Source organism: Burkholderia sp. 567, assembly GCF_040545115.1.
Taxonomy (GTDB): domain Bacteria; phylum Pseudomonadota; class Gammaproteobacteria; order Burkholderiales; family Burkholderiaceae; genus Burkholderia; species Burkholderia ambifaria.
Window position 1 is genome coordinate 93,644 of sequence record NZ_JBEPLG010000014.1, and the last position, 13,353, is coordinate 106,996.

General features: G+C 64.1%; 18 protein-coding genes and 1 tRNA gene. 2 read left to right on the top strand and 17 right to left on the bottom strand.

Annotated features, from left to right (window positions below):
- Positions 1-252: 252 nt before the first annotated feature.
- Complete coding sequence (locus ABIC50_RS30640) at positions 253-1,053, top strand: transporter substrate-binding domain-containing protein (protein WP_229080103.1); 801 nt, start codon at positions 253-255, stop codon at positions 1,051-1,053.
- 81 nt (positions 1,054-1,134) lie between these two features.
- Here the strand turns inward: ABIC50_RS30640 and ABIC50_RS30645 are convergent, their stop codons facing one another.
- The 8 genes from ABIC50_RS30645 to ABIC50_RS30680 form a co-directional block, all read right to left on the bottom strand.
- Positions 1,135-1,338, bottom strand: a complete 204-nt coding sequence (locus ABIC50_RS30645) for a hypothetical protein (protein ID WP_006757125.1) — start codon at positions 1,336-1,338, stop codon at positions 1,135-1,137.
- 375 nt (positions 1,339-1,713) lie between these two features.
- A tRNA-Thr gene (locus tag ABIC50_RS30650) sits at positions 1,714-1,789 on the bottom strand.
- Positions 1,790-1,808: 19 nt separating this feature from the next.
- A complete protein-coding gene (locus tag ABIC50_RS30655) occupies positions 1,809-2,330 on the bottom strand; it encodes a ClpXP protease specificity-enhancing factor (RefSeq protein ID WP_011655809.1) in 522 nt (173 codons plus the stop codon).
- Positions 2,331-2,401: 71 nt separating this feature from the next.
- Positions 2,402-3,013, bottom strand: coding sequence for a glutathione S-transferase N-terminal domain-containing protein (locus tag ABIC50_RS30660; RefSeq protein WP_006400565.1), 612 nt, complete (start codon positions 3,011-3,013; stop codon positions 2,402-2,404).
- Positions 3,014-3,107: 94 nt separating this feature from the next.
- Positions 3,108-3,866 (bottom strand): cytochrome c1, encoded by a 759-nt coding sequence (locus ABIC50_RS30665; protein WP_105834623.1) that lies wholly within the window; start codon positions 3,864-3,866, stop codon positions 3,108-3,110.
- Between the two features lie 21 nt (positions 3,867-3,887).
- Positions 3,888-5,270, bottom strand: a complete 1,383-nt coding sequence (locus tag ABIC50_RS30670) for a cytochrome b (RefSeq protein ID WP_175670256.1) — start codon at positions 5,268-5,270, stop codon at positions 3,888-3,890.
- On the bottom strand, positions 5,270-5,890 hold the full coding sequence (gene petA / locus ABIC50_RS30675; RefSeq protein ID WP_006751790.1) for a ubiquinol-cytochrome c reductase iron-sulfur subunit: 621 nt from the start codon (positions 5,888-5,890) through the stop codon (positions 5,270-5,272). The genes ABIC50_RS30670 and petA overlap by 1 nt, the downstream gene beginning before the upstream one ends.
- A 218-nt stretch (positions 5,891-6,108) precedes the next feature.
- Positions 6,109-6,855 carry a Nif3-like dinuclear metal center hexameric protein gene (locus ABIC50_RS30680; RefSeq protein ID WP_011655806.1) on the bottom strand — a complete coding sequence of 249 codons (747 nt, stop codon included), beginning with the start codon at positions 6,853-6,855 and terminating at the stop codon, positions 6,109-6,111.
- 21 nt (positions 6,856-6,876) lie between these two features.
- On the opposite strand from ABIC50_RS30680, the gene ABIC50_RS30685 reads away from it, so the two are divergent.
- A complete protein-coding gene (locus ABIC50_RS30685; RefSeq protein WP_006751792.1) occupies positions 6,877-8,082 on the top strand; it encodes a Do family serine endopeptidase in 1,206 nt (401 codons plus the stop codon).
- 263 nt (positions 8,083-8,345) lie between these two features.
- Here ABIC50_RS30685 and tatC read toward each other — a convergent pair whose 3' ends face one another.
- The 9 genes from tatC to hisA form a co-directional block, all read right to left on the bottom strand.
- Entirely contained in the window at positions 8,346-9,131 is a 786-nt protein-coding gene (gene tatC / locus ABIC50_RS30690) for a twin-arginine translocase subunit TatC (protein ID WP_006751793.1), read from the bottom strand.
- Positions 9,132-9,172: 41 nt separating this feature from the next.
- Entirely contained in the window at positions 9,173-9,703 is a 531-nt protein-coding gene (gene tatB / locus ABIC50_RS30695; protein ID WP_006751794.1) for a Sec-independent protein translocase protein TatB, read from the bottom strand.
- Positions 9,704-9,729: 26 nt separating this feature from the next.
- Positions 9,730-9,960 carry a Sec-independent protein translocase subunit TatA gene (gene tatA / locus ABIC50_RS30700; RefSeq protein ID WP_006751795.1) on the bottom strand — a complete coding sequence of 77 codons (231 nt, stop codon included), beginning with the start codon at positions 9,958-9,960 and terminating at the stop codon, positions 9,730-9,732.
- A gap of 93 nt (positions 9,961-10,053) precedes the next feature.
- Entirely contained in the window at positions 10,054-10,419 is a 366-nt protein-coding gene (locus tag ABIC50_RS30705; RefSeq protein WP_006757064.1) for a histidine triad nucleotide-binding protein, read from the bottom strand.
- A gap of 30 nt (positions 10,420-10,449) precedes the next feature.
- The gene (locus ABIC50_RS30710) at positions 10,450-10,842 is read right to left on the bottom strand and encodes a DUF4870 family protein (protein WP_011655805.1); all 393 of its coding nucleotides are present in this window, start codon (positions 10,840-10,842) and stop codon (positions 10,450-10,452) included.
- A gap of 71 nt (positions 10,843-10,913) precedes the next feature.
- Positions 10,914-11,279, bottom strand: coding sequence for a phosphoribosyl-ATP diphosphatase (locus ABIC50_RS30715; protein WP_006751798.1), 366 nt, complete (start codon positions 11,277-11,279; stop codon positions 10,914-10,916).
- On the bottom strand, positions 11,276-11,692 hold the full coding sequence (gene hisI, locus ABIC50_RS30720) for a phosphoribosyl-AMP cyclohydrolase (protein ID WP_006751799.1): 417 nt from the start codon (positions 11,690-11,692) through the stop codon (positions 11,276-11,278). Before hisI ends, ABIC50_RS30715 begins: the two co-directional genes overlap by 4 nt.
- Positions 11,692-12,465, bottom strand: a complete 774-nt coding sequence (gene hisF, locus ABIC50_RS30725) for an imidazole glycerol phosphate synthase subunit HisF (RefSeq protein WP_012362933.1) — start codon at positions 12,463-12,465, stop codon at positions 11,692-11,694. Before hisF ends, hisI begins: the two co-directional genes overlap by 1 nt.
- Positions 12,466-12,571: 106 nt before the next feature.
- On the bottom strand, positions 12,572-13,327 hold the full coding sequence (gene hisA / locus ABIC50_RS30730; RefSeq protein WP_006751801.1) for a 1-(5-phosphoribosyl)-5-[(5-phosphoribosylamino)methylideneamino]imidazole-4-carboxamide isomerase: 756 nt from the start codon (positions 13,325-13,327) through the stop codon (positions 12,572-12,574).
- Positions 13,328-13,353: the final 26 nt, after the last annotated feature.

Below are 13,353 nucleotides of genomic sequence, written 5' to 3' on the forward strand. Positions count from 1 at the left end.
GCGATTTTACAGACAAATTACGGCATGAAAGGAAAAATGGCCCTGATTTAAAAGCGCATTTCTAAACGCATCCCATGCCGCGTCGTCACGCTGCACCGCACCGCCGCCCGCTGAAATCGATTGCAATCAGGGCCAATTCGACTTCCGGCGCGCGCTGGTTGCGAGTAGTGTCTACGTGCCCGTATTCCGGCCCAGCCCGGGCACGCTCGATGCCCGGCGCACCATTACCACATTGAACACTGGAGATCTGCGATGAAACGTTCGAAGTTTCTGCTGTCGGGGCTGCTGCTCGCGTCGGCCCTCGGTTTCACGGCCGTCGCCGCGCACGCGGAAGACCTGCTCGACTCGGTGAAGAAAGCCGGCGTGCTGCGCGTCGGGCTCGAAGGCACGTATCCGCCGTTCAACTCGCGCGGCACCTCGGGTCAGCTCGAGGGCTTCGACGTCGACGTCGCGAATGCGGTCGCCGGCAAGCTCGGCGTGAAGACGCAGTTCATCCCCACCGAATGGAGCGGGATCATCGCGGGGCTGCAGGCCGGCAAGTTCGACGTGATCGTCAACCAGGTCACGATCACGCCGCAGCGCAAGGAAGTGCTCGACTTCAGCCAGCCGTACACGTACTCGGCCGCGCAGCTGATCCAGCGCAAGGACGACACGCGCAACTTCAAGTCGCTCGAGGATTTCAGGGGCAAGAAGCTCGGCGTGACGCTCGGCACCAACTACGACCAGATGGCGCGCAGCGTGCCGGGCATCGAGGTGCAGACGTATCCGGGCGCGCCGGAAAAGCTGCGCGACCTCGCCGCGGGCCGGATCGAGGCGACGCTCGACGACCGCCTGATGCTGCCGTACATGATCAAGACGTCGAACCTGCCGCTGCGCTCGGGCGCGGTGCTCAACGGCGGCAAGCAGGAAATGGCGATCCCGTTCCGCAAGGGCAATCCGAAGTTCGAGAAGGCGATCAACGATGCGCTGGATTCGCTGCGCAAGGACGGCACGTTGAAGAAGATCTCGATGCACTGGTTCGGCAGCGACGTGACGGTGCCGCTCGCGCAGTAAGCGGTTCGCCGCGCTTTCATCCGTCACGTCCTTCGCTGCGGCGAAGGCGTGACGCTCTTCCGCGGGTCTGTTCGTTTTCCCTCAGGCAGCTTCATCGAAGCGCGCGAGCAGCAGCTGTCCAATCGGCGTCAGCGCCGGGCGTGCAGCCACCGCATTCACGCGTACCTGCGTATCGTCGACGAGCCGCTTTTCGACGAGCACGGCGAAAGCCGGGTTCGACGGGTCGACGCTGTCCGGCGCGCGAGCAATGCGCAGCAGCATCGAAAATTCATGTGGACTCAGCATGGTCCGTGTCTCCTGATCGTCCGCGATTCAACTCAATCGGCGTCGATCGTGTTTTCGAATGGAATGGCGCGGTAAATGGTCGGTGCGCTGTCGGGAGCGAGATCCCGGTTGGCCGCTTGCGCGACGCGGGCACGGCGTCGCGTGCGGAGTGCACACGCCCGGATCGCGACGATGGTGCCGCGACGGGAATGTGCAACGTTAGGGGTGCAGCGTGACGCGGGCGTGACAGGGGAAGGGGGCGGAGCGGGGCGTGCTGGTTGGCGGAAATGCCCATAGTGGGAGGCGTACCCTTCAGCGCGACGTGGCAGATGGAGGTGGATTGCGCCGAAAAGAAAAAAGGGGTTACGGAAAAATTCCGTAACCCCTTTTCGGATTTGGTGCCGGCTGCAGGACTCGAACCCGCCACCCGATGATTACAAATCAACTGCTCTACCAGATGAGCTAAGCCGGCGTAAGCGCGAGATTCTACCTCATTTCACGATCTTGAGGCGAGGTCTGCTACCGCCTTTCGAGCCGTCGCCGTCGGTTTTCGGCGGTTCGTCGGCGCCTTCGGACGGCTCCTCGTTCGCGCCGATATCGACGACAGGCGTCAATACGGCAGGCGACTCTTCACGCGACGCCTCGTCGGCCGGCGCGGCATCGTCTTCGAACGCACCCGAATCCGCGCCCTCACCCGCCACCGCATCGACCTGGAACGCCATCCCTTGCCCGTTCTCCCGCGCGTAGATCGCGAGCACGTTGGCCACCGGAATCTCGATCTTGTGCGCCTTCCCGGAGAACCGGGCGGTGAACTCGATCCACTCGTTACCCATCTGCAGCTGGCTCGTCGCCTCGAAGCTGATGTTGAGCACGATCTCGCCGTCACGCACGAACTGACGCGGCACGCGCGTCGAGTTGTCGACCCTCACCGCGATATGCGGCGTGTAACCGTTATCGGTGCACCACTCGTACAGCGCGCGCAGCAGATATGGCTTCGTTGAAATCTCTTGCATCACAATCCTCGAACCCGGAGCGGGCACGCGGCACGCCGCGCCGCCCGCTCCGTCATGCCTTCATTGCATCATCAACGACGCATGACCTTTTCGGACGGCGTCAGTGCTTCGATATAGGCCGGGCGGCTGAAGATCCGCTCGGCATACTTCATCAGCGGCGCGGCGTTCTTCGACAGCTCGATGCCGTAGTGATCCAGACGCCACAGCAGCGGCGCGATCGCGACGTCGAGCATCGAGAACTCCTCGCCGAGCATGTACTTGTTCTTCACGAAGATCGGCGCGAGCTGCGTCAGGCGATCGCGGATCGCGAGGCGCGCCTTCTCGTGATTCTTCTCCGCCGCCTTGCCCTTCTCGTTCTCGAGCGTGCTGACGTGAACGAACAGCTCCTTCTCGAAGTTCAGCAGGAACAGGCGTGCACGTGCGCGCTGCACCGGGTCGGCCGGCATCAGTTGCGGGTGCGGGAAGCGCTCGTCGATGTATTCGTTGATGATGTTCGATTCGTACAGAATCAGGTCGCGCTCGACCAGAATCGGCACCTGACCGTACGGGTTCATCACCGAGATGTCTTCCGGCTTGTTGAACAGGTCGACGTCACGGATCTCGAAATCCATGCCCTTCTCGAACAGCACCAGCCGGCAACGCTGGGAGAACGGGCAAGTTGTGCCGGAATACAGAACCATCATATTTGCGTTTCCTCAAAAAAGCCGAGGGCCGGCACGCGGCGCAACCCCTTTCACGGGTTCCGCCTTGCGCCGGCCCCACGCCGGTCAGGCGTGTTTACTTGATATCTTTCCAGTACGCGGCATTGAGCCGCCAGGCCAGGAAAGTCAGGACACCGAGAAAGATCAGCACCCACACGCCGAGGCGTTTGCGGGTCTGCTGGGCCGGCTCGGACATCCATGTCATATAGGCCACCAGGTCGGCCACCGCAGCGTCATAGTCCGGCGGCGACAACGTCCCCGGCGTGACCTGCTGGAAGCCGACGAGCGTGTGGACCTTCTCGCCCGTCTCCTCGTCCGTCTTGTCTTCGAATTTGGCAGTGCGCTGCCCCTGCAGTTGCCACAATACATGGGGCATGCCGACGTTCTCGAACACCGCGTTGTTCCAGCCGGTCGGCCGCGTATCGTCGCGGTAGAAACTCCGCAGATACGTGTACAGCCAGTCGCGGCCGCGCGCCCGTTCCTCGACCGACAGGTCGGGCGGCAGGGTGCCGAGCCAGTTCTTCGCGTCTTCGGGCCGCATCGCGACGGACATCGTGTTCCCGACCTTGTCGGTCGTGAACAGGAGATTCGTTTCGATCTCCTTCTGGGATATGCCCAGATCCGTCAGACGGTTGTAGCGCATCAGGTTCGCGCTGTGGCAGTTCAGGCAATAGTTTACAAACAATTGCGCGCCGTGCTGAAGCGAAACGAGATTTTCCGTGTTATCGGGCGCCCGGTCGAGCGGAAAATTACCTTCCGCGCGCACGGCCGGCGCCGCCAGCAGCGCCACGGCCGTCGCCCCGATCAGTGCGAGCGTCGAAAGCAGTTTCTTCATGTCGTTCTCTCCTCGCTCACATTAATGGGGCTTGAAGCGCACCCGCTCCGGCGGCTGCTTGAACGTGCCAAGCGGCGTCCAGACGGGCATGCCGAGGAAGAACGCGAAGTAGATCAGCGCGCAGCCCTGCGCAATCAGCGTCGCGACCGGCGATGGCGGCCGTGTGCCGAGGAACGCGAGGGTCAGGAACGCCACGACGAAGATCCCGAGAAACACCTTGTGGAAGAACGGCCGGTACCGGATCGACTTCACCGGGCTGCGGTCGAGCCACGGCAGGAAGAACAGCGTGATCACCGCCGCGCCCATTACGACTACGCCCCAGAACTTCGACTCCGTCAGGAACATGAACACGACGATCGCCGCGGCCAGCACCGGCAGGCCGATCTTCCACTTGCCGCGCGCGCGGACCAGCGCGAGCACGCCGAGCAGCGCGATCACGATCATCAGCACGATCTTGAACGGGTCGGTGGTCGCGCGCAGCATCGCGTAGAACGCGGTGAAGTACCAGACCGGCGCGATCTCCGGCGGCGTCTGCAGCGGGTTCGCCGGCACGAAGTTGTTCGACTCGAGGAAGTAGCCGCCCATCTCCGGCGAGAAGAACACGATCAGCGCGAACACCATCAGGAACACGCAGACCCCGAAGAAGTCGTGCACCGAGTAGTACGGATGGAACGGAATGCCGTCGAGCGGAATACCGTTCGCGTCCTTCTTCGCCTTGATCTCGATGCCGTCCGGGTTGTTCGATCCCACTTCGTGCAGCGCGACGAGGTGCGCGATCACGAGGCCGACCAGCACGAGTGGAATCGCGATCACGTGGAACGCGAAGAAACGGTTCAGCGTGACGTCGGACACCACATAGTCGCCGCGGATCCACAGCGACAGGTCCGGGCCGACGAACGGGATCGCCGAGAACAGGTTGACGATCACCTGCGCACCCCAGAACGACATCTGGCCCCACGGCAGCAGGTAGCCGAAGAATGCCTCGGCCATCAGGCACAGGAAGATCGCGCAGCCGAAGATCCACACGAGCTCGCGCGGCTTGCGATACGACCCGTACATCAGCCCGCGGAACATGTGCAGGTACACGACGACGAAGAACATCGATGCGCCGGTCGAGTGCATGTAGCGGATCAGCCAGCCCCACGGCACCTCGCGCATGATGTATTCGACCGACGCGAACGCGAGCGTCGAGTCGGGCTTGTAGTTCATCGTCAGGAAGATGCCCGTGACGATCTGGTTGACGAGCACCAGCAGCGCGAGGGAGCCGAAGAAGTACCAGAAGTTGAAGTTCTTCGGCGCGTAGTACTCGGAAACGTGCTTCTTCCAGGTGGACGTGAGCGGGAAGCGCTGGTCGATCCAGCCGGTGAGACCTGTGGTGGAGACTTCCTTGTTGTCGACGGCCATCACGCTTCTCCTTTCTCGTCCTTGCCGATCACGAGGGTCGTCGCCGACGTGAACATGTAGGGCGGGATGTCGAGATTCTGAGGCGCCGGCTTGTTCTTGAACACGCGACCGGCGAGGTCGTAGGTCGAACCGTGGCACGGGCACAGGAAACCGCCCGGCCAGTCGTCCGGCAGGTTCGGCTGCGGACCCGGCGTGAAGCGTTGGCTAGGCGTGCAGCCGAGGTGCGTACAGACGGCCATCACGACGAGAATGTTCTTGCGATCGGTCCGCGCGCGATATTCGTTCGCGCAATACGCGGGCAACGGCATCGAATACGGGGATTTCGTGGTCGGATCGGCCACTTCCTTGTCGGCCTTGACCACATCGGCCAGCATCGAATCGGTGCGATTCAGGATCCAGACGGGCTTGCCGCGCCACGGCACCGTCACCATCTCGCCGGGCTTCAGGCTGCTGATGTCGACCTCGACCGGCGCACCGGCCGCTTTCGCTCTCGCGGACGGCGCAAGCGACGCCGCGAAAGGTACAACGGTGGCAACACCTCCCACGCCACCTGCTACGGATGTCGCAATCAGCCAGGTACGGCGGCCGCTGTCGACGCGTTTCTCTTCCTTGTCTCGCATCACACGCCCCACTTCTGAGTTGGATTTTCCGTCACGACTTTCCATTCCGCCGCTAGTTTGCTCGAATGGAGTCGTCATTTACAAGGCCCGGAGATGAAAATCCCTTCGAAGTGATTGATAGTTAAGGGTTTTCCCGCACTATCTGAGCAATTAAATCATCTCACTTTTAAGCACTTGCTACATTGTGAAATTTCGATGCGCTGCCGCAAATCCGTCGTTCAGACCGGATTATGAATATCGATAAAAAGGTGTTCGATATCGAATTCTTCGGACAAGTGGCGCCCCAGCGCCTGGATTCCGTAGCGTTCGGTGGCATGGTGCCCTGCCGCAACGAACGCAACGCCGCTCTCCGCGGCCGCGTGCGTGACGGATTCCGACACCTCGCCGGTTAGGAACACGTCGGCGCCGGCATCGATCGCGGCATCGAAATAGCTTTGCGCGGCGCCGGTGCACCACGCGATGCGGCGCAGTTGCATGTCCGCATCGCCGAGCACGAGCGGCGTGCGGCCGAGCGTGCGCTCGACCTTCGCGACGAAGTGCTCGAGCGTGACGGGCATCGGCAGCGTCGCCATCCAGCCGAGGTCGCCGTCGCCGAAACGCTGATCGCCGATCAGCCCGAGCTTCTGGCCGAGCTGCGCGTTGTTGCCGAGCTCGGGATGCGCGTCGAGCGGCAGGTGGAACGCGAACAGGTTCAGGTCGTTCGCGAGCAGCAGCTTCAGGCGCTGGTACTTGCGGCCCGTGATCTGCGGCGCCTCGTTGCGCCAGAAATAGCCGTGATGGACGAGCACCGCATCCGCCCCCCATTCGAGCGCGGCTTCGAGGAACGCGACCGACGCCGTCACGCCGGTGGCGATCTTCTCGATCTTGCGGCGCCCCTCGACCTGGAGGCCGTTCGGGCAATAGTCCTTGAAGCGCGCGGTTTCAAGGGTATTGTTCAAGTACAATTCAAGTTCGATCCGATCCATATAAACCTCTAATCCATTCAGATGCTTAGACGCTTCTGGCTGTTCTTCGCGCAGGCGGTGACCGTACTGCTCGCGCTGATGTTCATCGTCGTGACGCTCAAGCCGCAATGGCTGCAACGGCAAGGACAGCTCGGCAAGCAGCTCGCCACGCCGATCGTTGCGCTGCGGGAAGTGGCGCCGGGCATTGGCGGCGCGCCGGCGACCACGTCGTACGCGGAGGCCGCGCAAAAGGCGATGCCCGCCGTCGTCAACGTATTCTCCAGCAAGGACGGCTCGCTGCCGCCCGATCCGCGGGCGAAGGATCCGCTGTTCCGCTACTTCTTCGGCGACCGCAACGCGCGCAAGCAGCAGGACGAACCGGCCGCCAACCTCGGCTCCGGCGTCATCGTGAGCCCTGAAGGTTACATTCTAACGAACCAGCACGTCGTGGACGGCGCCGACCAGATCGAAGTCGCGCTCGCCGACGGCCGCACGGCCACCGCGAAGGTGATCGGCAGCGACCCCGAGACCGATCTCGCCGTACTGAAGATCAACATGACGAACCTGCCGACGATCACGCTCGGCCGTTCCGACCAGTCGCGGGTCGGCGACGTCGTCCTCGCGATCGGCAACCCGTTCGGCGTCGGCCAGACGGTCACGATGGGGATCATCAGCGCGCTCGGCCGCAATCACCTCGGCATCAACACGTTCGAGAACTTCATCCAGACCGACGCGCCGATCAACCCCGGCAACTCGGGCGGCGCGCTGGTCGACGTGAACGGCAACCTGCTCGGCATCAACACGGCGATCTATTCGCGCTCGGGCGGCTCGCTCGGCATCGGCTTCGCGATCCCGGTATCGACCGCGCGCACCGTGCTCGAAAGCATCATCACGACCGGCTCGGTCACGCGCGGCTGGATCGGCGTCGAGCCGCAGGACGTCACGCCGGAAATCGCCGAGTCGTTCGGGCTCCAGCAGAAGACGGGCGCGATCGTCGCGGGCGTGCTGCAGGGCGGTCCGGCCGACAAGGCCGGCATCAAGCCGGGCGACATCCTCGTGAGCGTGAATGGCGACGAAATCACCGACACCACCAAACTGCTGAACACCGTCGCGCAGATCAAGCCGGGCACGTCGACCAAGGTGCACGTCGTGCGCAAGGGCAAGGAATTCGACGTGAACGTCGTGATCGGCAAGCGCCCGCCGCCGCCGAAGCAGGCGCTCGACGAACAGGACAGCGACAGCGAGTGACATCCGGCAGGCGGCGCGTCCGCGCCGCTTGCACGCAGCAGCCGGAAACGAAAAACCCCCAAGTGCTGGAATGATGTCCAACGCTTGGGGGTCGACTTAATTCGCGGGCCTTCCGCTTTGCAATGAAGCGCTTTCGTCGCGGTGAAGCCGTGTTCTCGCCGTCACCACCGGCCCTTCCGCCCCCTCGCGCGGCCGCGATGTTGCTTGCCGAAAGGCCGAATCGACGGCAGCCAGCATGCCGGCCACCGCGCACCGTTTCCTGCTCAACTGGCGGCGCCGTTCTCCGGCTCGGGTTCTTCCGTCGTCGGCTTCGGCACGAAGAACCGCGCGGCCAGCAGCCCGACCTCGAACAGCACGATGAGCGGCAGCGCGAGCATCAGCTGCGAGAACACGTCCGGCGGCGTGACGACCGCCGCGACGACGAACGCGCCGACGATCACGTACGGCCGCATTTCCTTCAGCTTCTTCAGCGTCAGCACGCCCATCCGCACGAGCAGCACGACGATGATCGGCACCTCGAACGTGACCCCGAATGCGATGAACATCCCGAGCACGAAGCTCAGGTAGTTGTCGATGTCGGTCGACATCTCGGCGCCGAGCGGCGCGTTGTAGTGCGCCATCACGCGGAAGATCGTCGGGAACACGAGGAAGTACGCGAACGCCATCCCGCACAGGAACAGGAAGTAGCTGCTGCCGACGAGCGGCATGACGAGCTTCTTCTCGTGCTGGTACAGGCCCGGCGCGACGAACGCCCAGATCTGGTACAGCACGATCGGCAACGCGATCACGAGCGCGACGAGCATCGTGACCTTCATCGGCACGAAGAACGAGCCGGTGACGTCGGTCACGATCATCCTGCCGCCCTTCGGCAGGTTTTCCATCAGCGGCCGCGCGAGCAGCCGGAAGATGTCGGGCGCCCAGTACACGAGACCGAGGAACACGACGATCACGGCCAGCCCCGCGCGAATGATGCGGTCGCGAAGCTCGACGAGATGGGAAATGAAGGTTTCTTCCGGGGCGTCGCCCGGGTTCTGCTGGGGGTCGCTCACACCGGCCCTCGGTAGGATTGACGAGCGAGCATGCGCTCGGCTCAGAGAAAGCGCGTCGGCCGGCGCAGGCTGGCCGGCTGGTGGCGCGCGACACGCGCGGCGCCCGACTGCACGTGCGTGCGGCGGGTCGTCGCGCGCTTGTACCAGACAGGCATCGCCGCCTGCTTCACGCGCCAGTTGCGGCGCTTGCGCGCGAGCGCGGCCGTACTGCCGCGCCACGACGGCGCCGCGGGGGTGTCGGAGCCGTACGTGCCGGCATCGACCGAGCCTTCGTTAAGACCGCCGACCGCGGAATGCCACGTGTCGTTCAGTTCCTTCTCGTGCTCGCGCAGGTTGTCGTGAATCGTTGTCTCGACGTTGCGCGCGGCCGACTCGAAATCGGTCTTCATCGTCCGCAGCGCGTCGAGTTCGATTTCGCGCGAGACCTCGGACTTCACGTCGTTGATGTACCGCTGCGCGCGGCCAAACAATGCGCCGGCCGTACGCGCGACGCGCGGCAGGCGCTCGGGGCCGAGCACCACGAGCGCGACGACGCCGATCAGCGCCATCTTCGAAAGACCGAGATCCAGCATCGCGTATGCCTGTCAGCTTGCCGGCGTTACGCCTTGTTCGAGTCGGAACGCGTCGTTTCCTTCGCGTTGACGTCGACCGTGCCCGTGCGCGGCAGTTGCTGCGCGTCCGCCGGTGTCTCGCCTTCCTTCATGCCGTCCTTGAAGCCCTTCACGGCGCTGCCGAGGTCGTTGCCGATGTTGCGCAGCTTCTTCGTACCGAAAACCAGCGCGACGATCAGCAGCACGATCAGCCAGTGCCAAATGCTCAATCCACCCATGATGAAACCTCTCCTCAACCATGCCGCGTGGCGGCGCAAATCGCCGGCGGCACGCCGGCTTCGACTATCGATGCGGGGAAACGCCCCGCTACGTCAACCCATCCGCAGCCACGGGCGCGGACCGGCCAGGATATGCGCGTGCAGGTGGTAGACCTCCTGCCCGCCGCCGGGGCCCGTGTTGATCACCGTGCGAAAACCGGTTTCGCCGCCCGTGTAGGCCACCCCGAGCTGGTCGGCCAGACGCGCGACGAGCAGCATCAGCCGGCCGAGCATCGGCGCATCGGCCTCGCTCGCCGCCGACAGCGTCGGCAGGTGCCGGCGCGGAATCACCAGCACGTGCGTCTCGGCCGCCGGCCGGATGTCGCGAAACGCGACGAATTCGTCGTCCTCGTGCACCTTCTCGCTCGGGATCTCGCCCGCCGCGATCTTGCAGAACAGGCAATTCGGATCGTGACTCATGTTGCTCCTGCGAAACGCCCCGCGCGCCGGTCAGAACCAGGCCTGCGGATCGAGCGTCTTGTTGTCGTTCAGGTACAGCCAACCCTTGATGATACGGTACAGCGTCCAGATCCACGTGACAAACATGATCACGAATCCCACCACCACGAACATCAGCGCGAAGCCGATCACGTAGGCGATCAGCGCGCGCCAGAACGTGCGGATCTGCCACTCGAAATGGTCGGCGTACTGCGTGCCGGCCACGTCGTCGCGCTTCACGTAGTTGATGATGATCGCGATGATGCCGGTCACGCCGCCCGTCAGCCAATGAATCGCGTAGAGGCCGTACAGCACGTGCGTCAGCGTGCGCAAGCCCTTCAACCGCTCGGCGTCCGCTGCGCCCGGCAGCGACGGCGTCGGAAACTCGCTCGGCGTATCGGTCATGATGCTACCCCCGTTAGATGACAATTCTTACAGCTTACCGCACTGTTGCCGGCGCGGCAGGCCGTGAGCCGTCACCCGCCGTTTTCCTCGCGCTCGCGGCGCTTGCGCAGCGCCTTTTCCTCGATGCCCGACAGCCCTTCGCGGCGCTCGAGCTCGCCGATCACGTCGGCCGGGCTCAGGTCGAAATGCGACAGCATCACGAGGCAGTGGAACCACAGATCGGCCACTTCGCCGACCAGCGCCGTCGGCGCGCCGCCCTGGCGCACGTCCTTCGCGGCCAGCACGACTTCGGTCGCTTCTTCGCCGATCTTCTTCAGCACCGCGTCGTCGCCCTTGTGAAACAGGCGCGATACGTACGATTGATCGGGGTCGCCACCCTTGCGGCTATCGATCACGGCCGCGAGGCGCAGCAGCGTGTCTTCGGTCGATTGCGTCATTTGTAGATGTGTTCGGGGTCTTTCAGCACCGGATCGACCGCGACCCAGTCGCCGCCGTCCACCGTGCCTTCGAATTTCTGGAAGAAGCACGAATGCCGGCCGGTGTGGCATGCGATGCCCGACACCTGCTCGACCTTCAGCAGCACGACGTCCTCGTCGCAATCGAGCCGCACCTCGTGCACGTGCTGCACGTGGCCGGACTCTTCGCCCTTGAACCACAGGCGCTTGCGCGAACGCGAATAATAAACCGCGCGCTGCGTTTCGATCGTCTTCGCGAGCGCCTCGCGATTCATCCACGCGAACATCAGCACGTCGTTCGTCGACGCTTCCTGCGCGATCACCGGCACGAGGCCGTTGTCGTCCCAGCGGACCTTGTCGAGCCACGCGGGCAGCGCTTTCGTTTCCGTATTCATCACAGCCTCACCGGAATGCCCTGATCGGACATGAAGCGCTTCGCCTCGCCGACCGTGTGCTCGCCGTAGTGGAAGATGCTCGCGGCCAGCACCGCGTCGGCGCGGCCGTCCTTGATGCCGTCGGCCAGATGCTGCAGCGAGCCGACGCCGCCCGACGCGATCACCGGCACCGGCACCGCGTCCGACACGCCGCGCGTGAGCGCGAGGTCGAAGCCCGACTTCGTGCCGTCGCGGTCCATGCTCGTGAGCAGGATCTCGCCCGCGCCGAGCTCGGCCATCCTGCGCGCCCATTCGATCGCGTCGAGGCCCGTGTTCTTGCGGCCGCCGTGCGTGAACACTTCCCAGCGCGGCGTCTCGCCGTCGGCCGACACGCGCTTCGCGTCGATCGCGACGACGATGCACTGCGAGCCGTATTTATCGGCCGCGTCGCGCACGAGCTGCGGGTTCGCGACCGCCGACGAATTCATGCTGACCTTGTCCGCGCCCGCGTTCAGCAGGCGCCGCACGTCCTCGACGGCGCGCACGCCGCCGCCGACGGTCAGCGGAATGAACACCTGCGACGCGACGGCTTCGATGATCGGCAGGATCAGGTCGCGCTGGTCGGAGGTCGCGGTGATGTCGAGGAACGTGAGTTCGTCGGCGCCCTGGTCGTCATAGCGGCGGGCGATTTCGACGGGGTCGCCGGCATCGCGCAGCTCGACGAAATTGACGCCCTTGACGACGCGCCCGGCGGTCACGTCCAGGCAGGGGATGATGCGTTTAGCTAGAGCCATGATGTTGCGCCAAAGGCCGCGATGGGACGGCCGGTTACGGAAGCCTCGCGCGAGGCTTCCGGTCGGGGCCGCCCGCAGGCAGCCCCGGCGAACGGGACAACCGCGCTTACGCGTTGTCGAGTTCGCCGTTCAGTTCGTCCGCGCGCTTTTGCGCGGCCGCGAAATCGAGATCGCCGGAGTAGATCGCACGGCCGCAGATCACGCCTTCGACGCCGTGCTCTTCCACTTCGCACAGGCTGTCGATGTCCGCGAGGTTCGACAGGCCGCCGCTGGCGATCACCGGAATGCCGACCGCCTGAGCGAGCTTCACGGTCGCCTCGATATTGATGCCCTGCAGCATCCCGTCGCGGCCGATGTCGGTGTAGACGATCGATTCGACGCCGTAGTCCTCGAACTTCAGCGCGAGATCGATCACTTCATGGCCCGTCAGCTTGCTCCAGCCGTCGGTCGCGACCTTGCCGTCCTTCGCATCGAGGCCGACGATGATGTTGCCCGCGAACGCGGTGCACGCATCCCGCAGGAAGCCCGGGTCCTTCACGGCCGCAGTGCCGATGATCACGTAGGACAGGCCGGCGTCGAGATACTTCTCGACCGTCTCGAGGCTGCGGATGCCGCCGCCGAGCTGTACGGGGATTTCGTCGCCGACTTCGTCGAGGATCGCTTCGATCGCGTCGAGGTTCTTCGGCTTGCCGGCGAATGCGCCGTTCAGGTCGACCAGATGCAGCCGCCGGGCGCCGAGATCGACCCACTTGCGGGCCATCGCCGCCGGGTCCTCGGAGAAAATCGTGGCCTGGTCCATATCGCCCTGTTTAAGGCGCACACACTGACCGTCTTTGAGATCGATGGCCGGAATCAGCAGCATAGCAATCGGGTGTCGTCGTGGAAGAA

Bases quoted from the DNA above. Each gene is read 5' to 3' on its own strand.
- ABIC50_RS30640 (WP_229080103.1), top strand. From the start codon at position 253: ATGAAACGTTCGAAGTTTCTGCTGTCGGGGCTGCTGCTCGCGTCGGCC.
- ABIC50_RS30645 (WP_006757125.1), bottom strand. From the start codon at position 1,338: ATGCTGAGTCCACATGAATTTTCGATGCTGCTGCGCATTGCTCGCGCG.
- ABIC50_RS30655 (WP_011655809.1), bottom strand. From the start codon at position 2,330: ATGCAAGAGATTTCAACGAAGCCATATCTGCTGCGCGCGCTGTACGAG.
- ABIC50_RS30660 (WP_006400565.1), bottom strand. From the start codon at position 3,013: ATGATGGTTCTGTATTCCGGCACAACTTGCCCGTTCTCCCAGCGTTGC.
- ABIC50_RS30665 (WP_105834623.1), bottom strand. From the start codon at position 3,866: ATGAAGAAACTGCTTTCGACGCTCGCACTGATCGGGGCGACGGCCGTG.
- ABIC50_RS30670 (WP_175670256.1), bottom strand. From the start codon at position 5,270: ATGGCCGTCGACAACAAGGAAGTCTCCACCACAGGTCTCACCGGCTGG.
- petA (WP_006751790.1), bottom strand. From the start codon at position 5,890: ATGCGAGACAAGGAAGAGAAACGCGTCGACAGCGGCCGCCGTACCTGG.
- ABIC50_RS30680 (WP_011655806.1), bottom strand. From the start codon at position 6,855: ATGGATCGGATCGAACTTGAATTGTACTTGAACAATACCCTTGAAACC.
- ABIC50_RS30685 (WP_006751792.1), top strand. From the start codon at position 6,877: ATGCTTAGACGCTTCTGGCTGTTCTTCGCGCAGGCGGTGACCGTACTG.
- tatB (WP_006751794.1), bottom strand. From the start codon at position 9,703: ATGCTGGATCTCGGTCTTTCGAAGATGGCGCTGATCGGCGTCGTCGCG.
- tatA (WP_006751795.1), bottom strand. From the start codon at position 9,960: ATGGGTGGATTGAGCATTTGGCACTGGCTGATCGTGCTGCTGATCGTC.
- ABIC50_RS30705 (WP_006757064.1), bottom strand. From the start codon at position 10,419: ATGAGTCACGATCCGAATTGCCTGTTCTGCAAGATCGCGGCGGGCGAG.
- ABIC50_RS30710 (WP_011655805.1), bottom strand. From the start codon at position 10,842: ATGACCGATACGCCGAGCGAGTTTCCGACGCCGTCGCTGCCGGGCGCA.
- ABIC50_RS30715 (WP_006751798.1), bottom strand. From the start codon at position 11,279: ATGACGCAATCGACCGAAGACACGCTGCTGCGCCTCGCGGCCGTGATC.
- hisI (WP_006751799.1), bottom strand. From the start codon at position 11,692: ATGAATACGGAAACGAAAGCGCTGCCCGCGTGGCTCGACAAGGTCCGC.
- hisF (WP_012362933.1), bottom strand. From the start codon at position 12,465: ATGGCTCTAGCTAAACGCATCATCCCCTGCCTGGACGTGACCGCCGGG.
- hisA (WP_006751801.1), bottom strand. From the start codon at position 13,327: ATGCTGCTGATTCCGGCCATCGATCTCAAAGACGGTCAGTGTGTGCGC.